Genomic DNA, 15,765 nt, shown 5'->3' with positions numbered 1-15,765 from the left:
TGAATGTTTATTGTGTGGCTGCCTAGTTATGGTTTATACTTCGGCTGCTGCCGTATTGTCAGGGAGAAAGGAAATCAATGAATCAGGCAGGCATCAAAGCAGAGACAGTGATCGGCATCGATGTTTTTCAACTGCACGCATCATTCTGCACCATCTTTTCCTCGCCAATTCGCCTGCAGATTATGGATTTGCTGGGTGACGGGGAAAAGACGGTAACGCAGCTGGCCGCGGGATTGGATATTTCGCTCGCTAATGTTTCCCAGCATCTCCGTCTGATGCGCGACCAGGGGGCGGTCGCTACCCGGCGGGATGGGAGAACCATCTATTATCGGATTGCCAACCAGAAGTTTCTGCTGGGGATTCAGGCGGTGCGGGAAGGCTTGCTTGAAGAACTCAAAAAACGGGGGTCATTGAGATGAAAAAAAGAACGTTTCTTCTTTTTATTGTTATGGCTTTACCGCTGTTCAGTTTGCCAATGATGGTGGTGGCGCAGGAGCTTTCCGATCCCCCGCCTGGCGGTAATGAGCTGTTGAAAAAAGTTCCTCTGCCAACGGCAGATCACCGGAAATTCAAGCAGTTGAAAGAAGAATTCAAGCGGGGCCCGGAGGTCACCAGAGCCTGTCTAGGCTGCCATACGGAAGCAGCCAAGCAGGTGCAGCACACCATCCACTGGACCTGGGGCAAGAAAAAAGGTCAGGAACAGCAGGCTTTTGGCAAGGCGTACACCCTCAACAGCTTCTGAATTACCCCGATATCCAACTGGTGCAGGTGCACCAGCTGCCATGCAGGATATGGGTGGAAAGACAGGCATTTTGATTTTACCATTGAAGAAAATGTTGATTGTCTGGTCTGCCACGATACCACCGGCACCTATGAAAAATATCCCACCGATTGCGGTCACCCGGCCTATGAAGAGAAGAAGTTCGGCGCCAGGGTCTTCAAGCCGGTGAATCTTTCTGAGGTTGCCCAGCTGGTGGGGCGGCCAAGGGGAGAGAACTGCGGCGCTTGTCATTTTTACGGTGGTGGCGGTGACGGTGTCAAACACGGAGATCTTGATTCATCGTTGCTGAAAGCCGATAAACGGCTCGATGTTCATATGGCGGCCAAAGGGGGAAAGTTTAACTGCACCGCCTGCCATACCACGATTAACCATGATATTGCCGGCCGCTACTATGCGACGCCGGCGCCGGTAAGACGTCAGTTGGCACTGCCCGATGATTATGGCAATCGCATGGCCTGTGAATCCTGTCACAGTGCCACTCCCCATAAAAAAAATAAAAAACTCAACGATCATACGGACAAAGTGGCCTGCCAGACCTGCCATATTCCCCGCTATGCCCGTGGCGGTGTATATACCAAAATGTGGTGGGACTGGTCGACGGCCGGCCGCTTTGATGCCGAAGGCAACGTGGTGGTGGAGAAAGATGGGGCCGGGAATGTCACCTATCACAGCAAAAAGGGAGATATGCGCTGGGCGAAAGATGTGGTGCCAACCTATGTCTGGTATAACGGCAACATGAAGTATGTTGATTTGCTTGATGTCATAGATGATCAACAACCAGTGCGGTTGAATCAGCCCCAGGGAAGCTATGATGATCCTGGGGCGCGAATTTTCCCGTTTAAATTTTACCGGGGGAAACAGGTGTATGATCCGGTGAACAAGACCCTGGCAATTCCCAAGCTCTTCGGTAAGAAAGGCAGCGGCGCCTACTGGGCTGACTATGACTGGGAACAATCGGTCAAAGCAGGGATGGCGGAAGCCCAGGCCGCTTTCAGCGGTCAGATCGGTTTCGTTGAAACGGAAATGTTCTGGCCCATTACCCATATGGTTGCCCCCAAGGAGGAATCCCTCCCGTGTGCCGACTGCCACCGTCGCGAAGGCCGCCTGGCCAGCTTGGGCGGCTTCTATCTTCCCGGTCGGGATAAATCTACCGTCCTGGATCTCCTGGGCGTGGTGCTGGTACTCCTCAGCCTCGCTGGCGTGATCGCCCACGGGACCATGAGAATTCTGCGCCGCCGGCGAGAGGAGCAATGAGCATGAAGAAAAAAATACATCTCTATGCCCGTTTTGAGCGTTTCTGGCACTGGTTGCAATCGATCCTGATTTTTCTTCTGCTGGCAACCGGTTTTGAAATTCATGGCCTGTTTACCTTGATGGGGTTTGCCAGAGCCCACATGGTCCACCTGTATGCTGCCTGGCTTGTCCTTGGGCTGACCGTGTTTGCCATCTTCTGGCATCTGACCACTGGTGAATGGCGCCAGTACATGCCCACCATGGACAACCTTGTCCAGGTGATCCGCTACTACCTCGTGGGAATTTTCAAAGGGGAAACACATCCCCACCGGAAGACCCGGAAGCAGAAATTGAATCCCCTGCAGCGGCTGGTCTATCTGAAACTGAAAGTTATAATTCTGCCGGTCCAGTTTCTCAGCGGCTTATGGTACTATTTTTACAATGAATTACCGGCTGGTGGCCTCTTCAATGGCAGCCTCCGGCCGGTGGCCCTGATCCATACCCTGACGGCCTTTGTTTTGGTAGCTTTCCTGGTCGTGCATATCTATATGAGCACCACCGGAGGCACCCTCCTATCATACATCAAGGCGATGATTACCGGGTGGGAAGAGGTTGATCATTAACCAGGGGGGAGGTGGGTCATAATGCCGCTGCACCACTGGCCGTTCTGCTGACAGGAGAACGGCCAGTGTTTTTTTGCCGGGTTAAAAATAGTGAGATAGTCGTTGCGCAAACAAACAGCTATGTTATATAAAAACGTCGTAGGTGATGGTAGTAGCTCTATGAAGTTTTCCGGCCTGGTTTTTGAGCGCCTATGGGCACCAACCCAGGTCCTGATGATGTGGCAACCCGGAAGCACGGGATGCGCAGGGTGAATTTCCCATGGAGGATGTGAGTATCATGAGTGAACCAACAACATTGGCACAACGAAGTATCAACACCATCCGCATGCTGGCTGTCGATGCGGTCCAAAAGGCAAATTCAGGCCACCCGGGGATGCCCATGGGTGCCGCAGGGATGGCCTATGTTCTCTGGCAGCGATTTTTGCGTCATAACCCGGCAAATCCCGTCTGGCCGGACCGGGACCGTTTTATTCTTTCAGCCGGCCATGGGTCGATGCTGCTCTACAGTCTGCTGCATCTCACCGGTTACGACCTTTCCCTGGCTGATCTGCAAAATTTTCGCCAGTGGGGCAGTAAAACTCCCGGCCACCCGGAATTTGGCCATACGCCGGGTGTCGAGATGACCACCGGCCCCCTGGGGCAGGGTTTTGCCACCGGGGTTGGGATGGCGATTGCAGAGCGTCATCTGGCGGCCCGTTTCAATCGCCCTGGTTTCTCCCTGATTGACCACTATACCTACGCTTTGGTCAGTGATGGTGATCTGATGGAGGGTGTTTCCCATGAGGCGGGATCCCTGGCTGGAACGTTGAAACTGGGTAAATTGATTTATCTCTATGATGACAACCATATTTCCATTGAAGGCAGCACGGATCTTGCTTTTACCGAGGACCGGGCAGCCAGGTTCAGTGCCTACGGCTGGCAGGTCCTGATGGTTGATGATGGCAACGACGTTGAGAAGATTGCAGCCGCTATCCAGGCGGCCAAAGGTGACAGTGAACGGCCGTCCCTGATTGCGGTACGTTCCCATATCGGCTATGGCAGCCCCCATAAGCAGGACACCGCCAGTGCCCACGGTGAGCCGCTGGGGGCCGATGAGGTCCTTTTGACCAAAGAGAAACTTGACTGGCCCGTGGATCAGGAGTTCCTGGTTCCCGAAGAGGTTAGGAGCCATTTTCTTGAGGGACGCCGGCGGGGTGAGGAACAGGAAAACCAGTGGCGGCAACTGGCAAAAGAGTATGCCAAGCAGCATGCCGATCTGGACCGCCAGTGGGTAGCAGCGATGAGTGGTGAACTGCCGGTCGGCTGGGAGGAAATTCTGCCCCATTTTCCGGCTGATCCCAAGGGGATGGCCACTAGAGCTGCCTCAGGCAAAGTGATCAATGCCTTGGCACCTCTGCTGCCCACATTAATTGGCGGTTCCGCCGATCTGGCGCCTTCCAATAAAACCCAGATCAGCAATACGCTCGATTTTGGCGCTGATCAGTACGGAGGTCGGAATCTCCATTTTGGTGTCCGGGAACACGGGATGGGGTCGATTATGAACGGTATGGCCCTGCATGGTGGTACGATTCCCTACGGCGGCACGTTTCTGGTTTTCTCCGATTATATGAAACCAGCCATCCGTCTGGCGGCAATGATGGGGCGTCAGGTGGTCTATGTTTTTACCCATGACAGCATTGGCTTGGGGGAGGATGGCCCGACCCATCAGCCTGTTGAGCATCTTGCCGCCCTGCGCTCCATCCCCGGGCTGACCGTCATTCGTCCGGCGGATGCCAATGAAACGGCAGCTGCCTGGCATGTGGCGCTGCAACATCGGAATGGTCCCACGGCCTTGATTCTCACCCGACAGAACGTGCCGACCATTTCCGGCAACCAGACGGAAACCTGGGAAGGGGTGGCATGCGGTGCGTATATTGTTAGTGATGCCACCGACCAGTTTCCGGAGATTATCCTCATGGCAACCGGTTCTGAAGTTGCCATTGCCACGGAGGCCGGCAAGATGCTGGCCGGCCATGGTATTGCAGCCCGGATTGTCAGCATGCCTTCCTGGGAACTCTTCGACCGACAGTCAAACGAATACCGGGAACGTATTCTGCCTGCAGCAGTGAAGGCTAGAATCAGTATTGAAGCCGGTGCTACCCAGGGGTGGCACCGCTATGTGGGCGATCTCGGGCTGGCGGTGGGGATTGATCATTTTGGTGCCTCGGCACCTTATGAGGTCCTATATGAAAAATTTGGTCTAACTGCAAGCCGGCTTGTGGAGCAGGCTCTGGCAATGTTACAAGCATAGTTAATGGTGCTGGAGCTAATGTCCTGTCCATGCTTCAAGTGCCGACAAGTCATGCCAAGCCATACAAGGGTGCCAACCGTCTGAACTTTTCCGGAAAACGGGGACTGGAGGAGGTGAGAAGATGAGGCAGCACGACAGGCCTTTCATGCTTCAAAGCAACAGAAAGATTGCCCTTCGCATTATCCTCTATGGTGTTGTCGTGATGCTGTTATCTCAGCTCAACGCGCTGGTTGATGCCGTCCTGCATCCGGATATTCCCTATTTTGACGAGGAACATCTGATTGTCGGCGGGGTAACTGCCCTGGTTATGTCGATTCTTTTTGGCCTGCTTATGGTGTATGAAGCCCGCCTCCGCAGAGCCCTGGGAAAAACCCTTGAAGCCTTTCTGCCCATCTGTTCAAACTGCAAAAAAATTCGGGAGCCTGGTTTGCCGGCAGAACAGATGGAGTCCTGGCAGACGATAGAGTTTTATCTCAATAAAAAGACCAATGCCAGATTTACCCATGGTATTTGTCCGGAATGTGTCACAAAGCTCTATCCTGACCTGCACCGAAAAAGCCCCTGATTCATCATGTGTTACCCCGCCAGCTGATGTTTTCCCGGCAGCATGGTTGCTGGTTGGCTTATTTCCGGCATGGGTTCCTTATCTTTGATGCACAACATTATCTGCAGGAAGGAGGAGGTGGTGAACTGTCAGGCACTTAATACTCAAGCTCTCCATCTGGGTTTTTACGCCGATGTCTTGGATTCCCGCTTGGCCTTGTGGGAGAAGGTCTCCCTGCCCAGGCGTTTGTGGCAGAGGGATGGTACTCTCTGGGTTGCCGATCCACGTCAGGCAGCTGCGACGCCGGAGCTTGCTGACCGGCTTGGTTGGTTGACCCTGCCCAGCAGCATGATTGCCGAAACAGAGAACCTGGCTGCTTTTGCCGCAGAGATCAAAGCGGCGGGGTTTACCCATGTCGTTCTCCTGGGCATGGGTGGCAGCAGCCTGGCGCCAGAAGTCCTGATGACTATTTTCGGCAATGCTGCCGGATATCCCGTCTTGCAGGTGCTGGATAGCACCCATCCTGATGCCGTTGGCGCACTGGCTGCAGGCTTGGACATTCCCCGGACCCTGTTCCTGGTCTCCAGCAAATCCGGCGGAACGATCGAAACCCTCTCATTGTTCAATTATTTTTTTTCGCTGGCAGAGTCGGTGCTGGAAAATCCGGGCAACCATTTTGTGGCGATTACCGATCCGGGGTCAAAACTGGAAACCCTGGCATTGGCAAAGCAGTTCCGCCGGATTTTTTCCTCGCCTCAGGAGGTGGGGGGGCGCTATTCAGCGCTGACCTTTTTTGGTCTGCTGCCGGCGGCGTTAATTGGCATCAACGTTGGTGCACTGCTCAACCAGACCGGAATAATGGCGGCAGCTTGCGGTCCTGGGGTGCCGGCAGCAGACAATCCGGCGCTGGTTCTGGGCGCGGCATTGGGTGAGCTGGCGCTGGCCGGCCGGGACAAGGTTGTTTTTCTGACAACGCCAAAACTTGCCTCTTTCGGTGTCTGGGTTGAACAGCTGGTGGCTGAAAGTACCGGCAAACGGGGCCGGGGCATCCTGCCGGTGGTTGGCGAGCCGCTGGCAGATGCTGAATCCTATGGCCCTGATTGTTGTTTTGTTGCCCTGCAGCTGGTTGGCGATCATCAGGAATCGTTGGCGGCAGACCTTGATGCTCTCCGGCAGGCAGGACTTCCGCTGATCAGTATTGAAGTCCAGGAGAGCATCAGCTTGGCGCAGGAATTTTATCGATGGGAGATGGCAACGGCGGCGGCCGGGGCTGTCCTGGAGGTCAACCCCTTTGATCAGCCCAATGTTGAAGCCGCTAAAAGTAAGGCCCGGGAAGTGATGGCGGCCTGCAAAACAACCGGCAGCCTGCCGATCCGCCCGCCGTTAGTCCAGGATGAATATCTGACTGTCTACGGCCTGGATGCAGCAGTTCAGCCCGGATCAGTAGGAGCTGTTCTTGCTACCTTTTTAAGTCGGGTGCAGCCGGGAGATTACCTGGCTCTGATGGCCTACCTGCCCATGTTTCCTAAGAACGACGCTCTCTTACAGCAATTGCGCCTGCTGCTCCGGCGACGGTGCCAGGTGGAGACTACCCTGGGATATGGTCCCCGGTTTCTTCACTCCACCGGCCAGCTGCATAAAGGGGATGGCAACCGAGGGGTCTTTCTCCAGCTTACCGCTGATGGTGATTGTGACATAATGATCCCTGGACAACTGTATACGTTTGGTGTCCTGATTGCTGCCCAGGCTCAGGGAGATTATCAGGCTTTGGAGGAAAATGGCCGCCGGCTGCTGCGCATTCACCTTTCAGGCTCACCGATTGCCGGTTTAAAGCAGCTGCTTGCGCTGCTGGCTGCCGGTTGATGGTGGACTATGTCCTGGCCGGGGATATCGGCGGGACCAAAACCAGTCTCGGACTTTTTGTTCGGGGAAAAACGAAGCGCCCACTGCTGCGTTATGGGGTGACGTACCACAGTGGTGCTGCGGCGACCTTGGAAGAGCTTCTCGAGCGTTTCATTACTGGCTATCACGTTCCCATTGCCGCTGTTTGCCTGGGGGTTGCCGGGGCGGTTGACCGGAGGCAGGTGAAAGCTGCCAACCTGCCATGGAAAGTGTCGGAAGCTGCCCTTGCCCGGCGTTTTGGCTGGCCGCGGGTGCAGCTTATCAATGATCTGGTGGCCACCGCCTATGCAGTGCCGCTCCTGCGGAAAAACGAAGTATTTCAGCTGCAGCGGGGTAGAGGGGCTGCTGGTGCGAATGTTGGGCTCATGGCACCGGGAACCGGTTTGGGAACGGCGCTGCTGGTTGCTTGCAACGGTCAGTATATGCCGGTGCCCTCCGAGGGGGGGCATGTGGGCTTTGCTCCTTTAGCCGAAGATGATCTGGCACTTTGGCACTATTTGGCGGGACGTTTTGGGCACGTCAGCCTTGAGCGAGTCCTTTCAGGTCCCGGACTTTACACGATCTATTGTTGGCTGCGGGATAGCGGGTGTTATCAGGAGCCGGCCTGGTTGGTGGAACAGCTGACCAGGGACAATGCCCCCCGGCTGATTGCCGAGCGTGCCATGGCCGAGGGTGATCCTCTATGTCTTGCAGCACTGGAAAAGTTTGTTGCCCTGCTGGGGTCGGCTGCCGGCGACCTGGCACTGATCGGCATGACCATCGGCGGTCTGTTCCTTGGCGGTGGCATTCCGCCTAAAATTCTGACCAAACTCCAGCAGCCTTGTTTCCTGGCGGCTTTCAACCATAAGGGAAGGCTCAGCGAGATCATGCCCCGTTTCCCGGTATCGGTTATTCTCAATGAACAGGCTGCTCTCCTGGGGGCTGCTTATTGTGCCCTGAATGTTCCTGCGGCAACCTGACGGTGTTATTGTTCACCTGCCTCTTCCTAACGTAAGTGTTTGCCGCTACCCTGCCTAGACAGTAATTTTCTGCACCCTGACCATTGGAATGTGTTCATGAGAAGCAACTATCTTCTGATGTGCCTTGCCTTGGCAATACCCCCTGGGCGCAGACAACCAGATTTCTTCCCCTTTTTTTTGCTTCCAACAGTGCCTGGTCGGCTGCTTCTACCAGAATATTAGCCTTGGCCGTGGGTGGCTGTGTCCCCCTTGAAGGAACTAGGGTGGCAATGCCGATGGAGATGGTCACTTTGGTGCCCAGCGCATGCTGCTGCAGGGTAAAGTGATGATTTTCAATGGTTTGGCGTATCCGTTCAGCGATATCAAAAGCGTTTGCGCCAGTGGTGTGGGGCAGGAGGATGACAAACTCCTCGCCGCCGTAGCGGGCGATGATATCACTTCGGCGTAGGTGGATATTGATCAGCCGGGTCAGACCACGGAGCACCTGGTCGCCGCTCTGGTGTCCCAGCCGGTCATTAATGGTTTTGAAGTGGTCCAGGTCGAGAAACAGGCATGAGAGGGGTTGCCCGTAGCGATAGGCACGGGAAACCTCATCCCCCAGCCGGCGGTCGAAAAAACCGCGATTGAAAACACCGGTCAATGAATCGGTGAGTGCCACCCGTTGCAACCGTTCAATGTTGATCGTATTTTCCAGGCAGATGGCCACTACGGCGGCCAGATGTTCGAGAAAATCCGTGCTGCCGTTGGTCATATAACGTTCTTTTTGCCGGCTTCCAAGGTTCAGGCTGCCTAGCAGCCTTCCCTGGCGGGTGAGGGGTAACAGGGCAACAGAAGCCGGAGGGAGAGGGTCTTGGGGAAACAGGAAGGTGTGGCAACGAGAGTCATAGGTCTGCAAAAGTGGTTTGGCCGGTGCTGCGTAGAGGTTTTGCAAGGTTGCTGGCTCACTTATGAAAAGAATCTCCGCCAGCTGATCCCAGGGAGGCTCTGTTTCCTCGGCAATCCGCCGTAGTTCATACTCCTGGTCGACCAAAGCGAGGGTGACGAAATCAATCTTGAACCGGGTACGATACCAGCCGGTGATCAGCTGGACCAGCTCAGTGATGGAGCCGGCGCTGATGAGTTCAAGCTCCAGTTCATCAAAGCGCAGTTTTTTTATCTCGTTTTGCTGGGCATTCTGCAGCAAATGCTGGAGCTGATATCGCAGCTGCCGGTTTTCCTGCAGGATATCATCAGTCATAGACAGGGAACCTTTGCGCTGTGCCCGCCAGAGATAAACGCACTTCATCAGACGGAATGGTGTTCAGCAGGAGTTTCCTGACCGATGTTTTGCATGAACCGTGCCGACAGTTGTTCATGATTCAGGCCGGTTTATGGTGGTTGCCAGGAATAAATGGTTGCAAAACTGTTATTAGGGGGAAAGTCACGAACTGGCAGTCTTGGCAAACAGGCCTAGGTCGCCAGCTGTTCCAGTTTTCGGATAATCTGTTTCTGGTCAGGGAAAACCCCGGTTGCCTTTTTTGAATAAACAAGCTGCTGCCCGGCGGTAATTTCAAAAACTCCACCTCGTGATTTGATCAGTTCCACCTCGGCCGGCAATGCCTTTTTGATGTTTTCCGCCAGACTGACGGCTTTTGGCCGATAGTTTCACTCGCCGCAGTATTCAATGGTAATTTTCATCCCGCTCTCCATGGTCGGTGAGGGATTGTGCTCAGCGTCATGCTGAATATTAATGGACCGGATCTTCCAGGCCGTTGGTAATGATCTCGTTAACATAGCCAAGCAGCGTTTTGTGGCCCTTGTAGGGAATTTTCAGATTCTCCTGGTGAAGATCAGAGCCGACCGGTTCTTCACCGTTACGCAGCAGCACCCAGCCTCGTTCATTATAGGTGAGCACCAACCCCTCTTCCAGAGTATATCGTTTAGCCTGTTGTGTTGTCATATGATGTCTCCTTGTTAGATAGTGTAGTGGGCCGCAATCGGTATCCGGCGTCCCATACCGAAAGCCTTGCTGGTGACTTTCAGTCCCGGTGCCGCCTGCCGCCGCTTATATTCATTTTTATATACCGCCCGGGCAACCCAGGTGACGGTTTCTGGCGCAAAGCCCTGGCCGATGATTTCAGCTGCTGATTTCCCCTGATCAACAAAAAGAGCCAATATCTGATCCAGGATGTCATACGGCGGAAGGGTGTCCTGGTCTTTCTGGTCCGGGCGCAGTTCGGCGGAGGGGGGCTTGCTGATTGTTTCCCGGGGGATAATCTCCTTCGCACGGTTGAGCCGTTCAGCCAGCCGGTAAACAGTTGTTTTCGGCAGGTCGGAGATGACGCTCAGGCCGCCGCACATGTCACCGTAGAGCGTGCAGTAACCCACTGCCAGCTCACTTTTATTGCCGGTAGCCAGCACCAAGTGGCCAAATTTGTTGGACAGGGCCATAAGCAGGGAGCCCCTGATGCGGGCCTGAATATTCTCCTCGGTAACATCAGGCGGCCGCCCGGCAAACAGTGGCTTCATGGTGGTAAGATAGGCTTCATAAAGGGTGTTGATGGGAATGATAGCAAACTGGATACCGAGATTTTCGGCCAGCTTCCTGGCGTCGTCAATACTTCCCCGGGAGGAGAAGGGTGAAGGCATGCTGACTCCCCAGACATTATCCTTTCCCAGAGCTTCCACTGCCAGGCAGCATACCAAGGCTGAATCGATGCCTCCTGAAAGACCGATGAGGCCCTGATGAAAACCGCATTTGCGAAAGTAGTCGCGAATGCCGAGGATCAGCGCCTGGCGGATCTGGTCCAGATCATCACCGGCAAGCAGATCTGTCTGGGGAGGGAGTGTTTCGATTTCGGCCAGTGTCAGGCAGCGAATTTCCGATGTAAAAGGTGCTGCTGCCAGTGCCACTGACCCCTGGCGATTAACCACCAAACTCTGGCCGTCAAAGATCAGTTCATCATTGCCGCCCACTTGGTTGACGAGGATGAAAGGCAGCTGATGGCGTTTGGCGTGACTGCTGATTATCCGTTGGCGAAGCTGCTCCTTGCCAAGCTGAAAGGGGGAGGCGGAGAGGTTGATCAGGACGGTTGCCCGCTGTTTGGCCAACAGGGCTATGGGATCAACGGCATAGGCAGGCATGTGATCCAACTCAGGGTTGTTCCAGGCATCCTCACAAATGGAAATTCCCAGTGTTTCCCCTTTGAAGGGGCAGACGGCAACCGTGGCCGCCGGCTCAAAGTAGCGTTGTTCATCAAAAACATCATAGACGGGCAACAGGCTTTTATGCTGGGTAAAGATAACTTCTCCGGCAGCAATCAGCACCGCTGAATTATGCAGTTTTCGATTGGCGTTGAGGGGGGCGCGGGTAATGGTGCCAAGCAACAGCCCCAAGCCAGGAAAAGCTTCCGTCATGAGGCAAAGCTGGCGGATTCCCTGCTCCACTTCATCAATGAAAGAGGTTCGTTCCAAAAGATCACGGGGGGGGTAGCCGGTAAGGTAGAGCTCAGGGCAGACTACCAGGTCCGGCTGTTCAGGACGTAGATCCTCAAGAACCTGTTGCAGGCGCCCAAGGTTGCCGTCTATATCTCCCACCGTTGGATTGAGCTGGGCAAGGGCAATTTTCATAACGCAAAATAGATGGCCTGATAAAACGGATTGCTGGATATTCAGAAAAGAGCCGGTTGCTCCGGCTCTTCGATTGCCGGGAAACTAACCGGGTAATGGCCGGAGAAACAGGCATCGCAGAAGCACTCCTGACAGCGCACAACCTGTCGTAATCCCTCTGTGCTGATATAACCCAAGCTGTCAGCAGTGATGTATTTTCTTATATCTTCAACCGTGTGGCTGGAAGCAATGAGTTCTCCTCTGCTGGGGGTGTCAATGCCGTAAAAGCAGGGATAGTCGGTGGGGGGCGAGCTGATCCGTACATGGACCTCACGGGCGCCGGCCGCCTTGATCATCTTGATGATCTTTCTTGAGGTGGTTCCCCGGACAATGGAGTCATCAATGACGATCACCCGCTTATCCTTAATAATGCTTTTAATGGCGTTCAGCTTTATTTTTACGCCGAAATGGCGAATGGAGCTTTGCGGCTCAATGAAGGTGCGTCCCACATAGTGGTTTCTGATCAGCCCCAGCTCAAAGGGGATGCCGGTTTCCTTGGCATAGCCGAGGGCCGCCGGAGTACCGGAATCAGGGATGGGAATAATCATGTCCGCTTCAACCGGGTGTTCCCGGGCCAGTTGGCGACCCAGGCGGATGCGGACATCATAGACGGTTTCCCCGAACATGATACTGTCGGGTCGGGCAAAATAGATGTATTCAAAAATGCAGTGGGCCGTTTTGGCAAGGGGGAAGGGAAAATAGGACTTGATCCCCCGATCGGAAATGGTCAGGATTTCACCGGGAGCTATCTCCCGGACAAATTCAGCTTCCAGCAGATCAAAGGCGCAGGTTTCCGAGGCAACGATATAGGCACCCTTGAGCTTTCCCAGCACCAGGGGCCGGATTGCCCGCGGGTCCCGGGCGGCAATCATCTGGTGTTCATTGAGAAAAAGCAGGGAATAAGCCCCTTTTACCTGCTTCAAGGAATCGGCCAGCCGGCCGATCAGTTTTGGTTCCCGGGAACAGGCGATAAGATGCATAACCACTTCGGAATCCATTGAGGACTGGAAAATGGAACCGGTGTTGACCAGCGATCTTTTAAGCTCTTCGGCATTTACCAGGTTGCCATTGTGGGCGATCGCCAGGGTGCCCAGGGAAAAATTGATCATAAATGGCTGGGCATTTTCCAGGCTGCTGGCCCCGGCGGTGGAATAGCGCACATGGCCGATGGCCCGGTTGCCGGGGAGATTGGCAATGGTTTCCTCGGAGAAAATATCAGCAACCAGACCCATGCCTTTGTGAATGGCAAACTGACTGCCGTCGGTTGAGATAATGCCGGCACTCTCCTGGCCCCGGTGCTGCATGGCATACAGCCCCAGATAGGCCAGATTGCTGGCCTCGGGGTGGTTGAAAATTCCGATAATTCCACACATGTATTTTTGCCCGTTACCATCCAGGTGACAATATTCGTCTGGCAGGAGTTATAACAGCAAAGTTCAGCTAATTCAACCTTTAAACCGGTTCCCTGATGGCGCTGTCTGCAGTGTTCAGCACTCCTGTGATGTTCCGCTCATGGGCTGAGGAGACGGGAAGTATTGGCCATCCTTCGTAGGGTCAGAGCCTCTGGAAAACGGTTCCCGTACAGTCCTGATCACGGCGGTCCCCATGTTTTCTAAAAAATTGTTGTTCAAGAACAAGACAGAGGAAGGTTTTAACCGCAGGAATATCTGGGGTGTTATGAGGATGCTAAAGCAGTAATTGGCAAAAAAGAATGTCGCAAGACATCCTTCAGTCGTTGTTCAAGAGATATGAACCGTGTTCCGGAAGATCTTGAAAAGGCAGCCAGCCAAGATGAAGCGTGCCGGTATGGCCAACATCTGAGGACCGTGGGCCGCTTGCCCTACATTGCCTGGAGGATGTTTTTGCAGACGGCTTCAGCGCACCGTTCACCGTCTATCGCCGATGAAACAATCCCTCCTGCATAGCCGGCGCCTTCGCCGCACGGGTAGAGGTTGGCAATGTGGATATGCTGCAAGGTTTCATGATTGCGCGGGATGCGAACGGGTGATGAAGTGCGTGATTCAACCCCCAGGATAACCGCCTCGCTGGTCAAAAAACCTTTCATGCGCCTGTCGAACGCCTTGAAGCTTTCTGCAAGTCGTCTTGCAATGTGTTCCGGCAGCCATTCGTGCAATGGGGAGCTTGACGTGCCGGGATGATAGGAGGTGTCAGGCAGTGATTGCGAAAGCCTGCCGGACACAAAGTCGGTTATTCGCTGTGCCGGGGCAATCTGCCCTCCCCCGCCATGCAGTTTGGCATGCTGCTCCAGTTCCTGCTGGAATTGCAGGCCGGCCAACGCACTATCTTGATCCAACTGCGGAATATCGCATAATTGAATTTCGACTACCATGCCGGCATTGGCGTATTTTGAATGACGCGCAGCAGAGGACATGCCGTTGACGACGATTTCCATGTCCGACGTTGCGGCGGGGACAATATAACCACCGGGGCACATGCAAAAGGAATAGACGCCCCGTCCGGCAACTTGGGTTGCCAGCGCATAGGCGGCCGCTGGCAGATAATCGCCGCGACCGCTGCCATGGTATTGAAGCCGGTCGATAAGTTCTTGTGGATGCTCTACGCGGACTCCCATGGCGAAAGGTTTTGCCTCGAGAGTGATTCCCCTTGCACTCATCATGGTGAATAGAGTCCGGGCAGAATGGCCTGCCGCCAGGATGACCTGCTGAACCGGAATTGTATCGTTTTGGGTTTTGATGCCGCTGAGCCGATTGTTGGTAAGCAGGAACTCTTCGACGCGGCTGTTATAATGGATCTCACCGCCGGCCGCCAGAATGCTCCCCCGGAGCGCCTGAACAATGGCCGGCAGTTTGTTGGTGCCTATATGGGGGTGCGCTTCAATCAAGATATCTTCAGATGCACCATGAAAATGCAAGACCTCAAGAATCTTTTGCACGCTGCCCCGTTTTTTTGAACGGGTATAGAGCTTGCCGTCGGAAAAGGTTCCGGCCCCCCCTTCGCCAAAGCAGAAGTTTGAATCCGGGTTTATCTGCTGTTGTTGATAAATGGCCGCAATATCATGTCTGCGGGCTTTGACATCCTTTCCTCTTTCCAGAATAACCGGCTTGTATCCCAGCTCTATCAAACGCAGGCCGGCAAATAAGCCGCCCGGACCTGCACCGATGATATGCACTTCGGTTTTGCCGTGGACATCCGGGTAGGTAAAAACGTTCCCCGGTTCATCTGGTGGTAATTCATCATGCCACACCAGAACCCTGATATTCACTTTCACCGACTGGCGCCGCGCATCCACCGATCTACGAATAATTTTATTGTAAGTAATCTGCCGAGGATGTATCTTCAGCGCTCGAGCAATATGCTGAAGATAGCGTTCCTTGGTGGCGGCATCTTCGGGGGATAAAACTAAATCCAGGCAGTGCTTCATCAGCGGTTCCTGTGGCAATATAATGATCATTGGGTGCCCGGTTGGTTGGGCGGCGAGGCTCATGCTGTCCGTTGCGCCGGGAACTTGCTGCTTTTGTGTCCTTTTGCAGCCGGAGGAGTTCCCGTTTCGGGTGCTGGAGCGGGAATCCCATGACGTTCCCCGGCGCAGCAACCCCTCAGCAGCCATGTTTTTCTAATACTATACTGTGCATCCGTTGTTTTGTCATCTGCTGATTGATGGTGGTGCTTTGCTGGCTGGACCGGGACACGAACAATATCTGGCAGAGAAGTTCAGGGTACTGCAAAGAAAGAAGCGAAAGATGATTGACACGATCCACCGGGGGCGGTGTTGCTGAAGGGGGGGGCCGTCCTGCCTTACACCG

At 54.3% G+C, this 15,765-nt stretch carries 14 protein-coding genes; 8 read left to right on the top strand and 6 right to left on the bottom strand.

The genetic code is table 11. The features are described 5' to 3' along the window. The first annotated feature begins 77 nt into the window (after window positions 1-77). From JXO50_01150 to glk, 8 genes are all read left to right on the top strand, one after another. Window positions 78-419: a winged helix-turn-helix transcriptional regulator gene (locus JXO50_01150; protein MBN2331694.1), complete on the top strand. Its 342-nt coding sequence runs from the start codon at window positions 78-80 to the stop codon at window positions 417-419. Then, the gene (locus JXO50_01145; GenBank protein MBN2331693.1) at window positions 416-742 is read left to right on the top strand and encodes a hypothetical protein; all 327 of its coding nucleotides are present in this window, start codon (window positions 416-418) and stop codon (window positions 740-742) included. Before JXO50_01150 ends, JXO50_01145 begins: the two co-directional genes overlap by 4 nt. Beyond that, window positions 743-2,035, top strand: a complete 1,293-nt coding sequence (locus JXO50_01140; GenBank protein MBN2331692.1) for a tetrathionate reductase family octaheme c-type cytochrome — start codon at window positions 743-745, stop codon at window positions 2,033-2,035. After that, a complete protein-coding gene (locus JXO50_01135; protein MBN2331691.1) occupies window positions 2,032-2,637 on the top strand; it encodes a cytochrome b/b6 domain-containing protein in 606 nt (201 codons plus the stop codon). The genes JXO50_01140 and JXO50_01135 overlap by 4 nt, the downstream gene beginning before the upstream one ends. Before the next feature lie 277 nt (window positions 2,638-2,914). Further along, complete coding sequence (tkt, locus tag JXO50_01130; protein ID MBN2331690.1) at window positions 2,915-4,927, top strand: transketolase; 2,013 nt, start codon at window positions 2,915-2,917, stop codon at window positions 4,925-4,927. A 121-nt stretch (window positions 4,928-5,048) separates the two neighbouring features. Then, window positions 5,049-5,492, top strand: coding sequence for a hypothetical protein (locus JXO50_01125; protein ID MBN2331689.1), 444 nt, complete (start codon window positions 5,049-5,051; stop codon window positions 5,490-5,492). 120 nt (window positions 5,493-5,612) lie between these two features. After that, entirely contained in the window at window positions 5,613-7,334 is a 1,722-nt protein-coding gene (locus tag JXO50_01120) for a glucose-6-phosphate isomerase (GenBank protein ID MBN2331688.1), read from the top strand. Beyond that, a complete protein-coding gene (gene glk / locus JXO50_01115) occupies window positions 7,334-8,332 on the top strand; it encodes a glucokinase (GenBank protein ID MBN2331687.1) in 999 nt (332 codons plus the stop codon). Before JXO50_01120 ends, glk begins: the two co-directional genes overlap by 1 nt. 94 nt (window positions 8,333-8,426) lie before the next feature. Here the strand turns inward: glk and JXO50_01110 are convergent, their stop codons facing one another. From JXO50_01110 to JXO50_01085, 6 genes are all read right to left on the bottom strand, one after another. Next, window positions 8,427-9,569: a sensor domain-containing diguanylate cyclase gene (locus tag JXO50_01110; protein MBN2331686.1), complete on the bottom strand. Its 1,143-nt coding sequence runs from the start codon at window positions 9,567-9,569 to the stop codon at window positions 8,427-8,429. A 212-nt stretch (window positions 9,570-9,781) separates the two neighbouring features. Next, entirely contained in the window at window positions 9,782-9,952 is a 171-nt protein-coding gene (locus JXO50_01105) for an Rdx family protein (GenBank protein MBN2331685.1), read from the bottom strand. A 106-nt stretch (window positions 9,953-10,058) separates the two neighbouring features. Continuing rightward, window positions 10,059-10,271, bottom strand: coding sequence for a hypothetical protein (locus tag JXO50_01100; protein MBN2331684.1), 213 nt, complete (start codon window positions 10,269-10,271; stop codon window positions 10,059-10,061). A gap of 14 nt (window positions 10,272-10,285) precedes the next feature. Continuing rightward, the gene (locus JXO50_01095; protein MBN2331683.1) at window positions 10,286-11,941 is read right to left on the bottom strand and encodes an NAD+ synthase; all 1,656 of its coding nucleotides are present in this window, start codon (window positions 11,939-11,941) and stop codon (window positions 10,286-10,288) included. Window positions 11,942-11,982: 41 nt separating this feature from the next. Continuing rightward, window positions 11,983-13,353 carry an amidophosphoribosyltransferase gene (locus tag JXO50_01090; GenBank protein MBN2331682.1) on the bottom strand — a complete coding sequence of 457 codons (1,371 nt, stop codon included), beginning with the start codon at window positions 13,351-13,353 and terminating at the stop codon, window positions 11,983-11,985. A 467-nt stretch (window positions 13,354-13,820) separates the two neighbouring features. Further along, on the bottom strand, window positions 13,821-15,383 hold the full coding sequence (locus tag JXO50_01085; protein MBN2331681.1) for an FAD-binding protein: 1,563 nt from the start codon (window positions 15,381-15,383) through the stop codon (window positions 13,821-13,823). Window positions 15,384-15,765: the final 382 nt, after the last annotated feature.

Origin of the sequence: Candidatus Anaeroferrophillus wilburensis (assembly GCA_016934315.1) — a bacterium.
In the GTDB taxonomy this organism is placed as follows: Bacteria; Desulfobacterota; Anaeroferrophillalia; order Anaeroferrophillales; family Anaeroferrophillaceae; genus Anaeroferrophillus; species Anaeroferrophillus wilburensis.
Note: the sequence above shows the minus strand (reverse complement) of the source record. Positions and strands in the feature narration are given on the sequence as shown.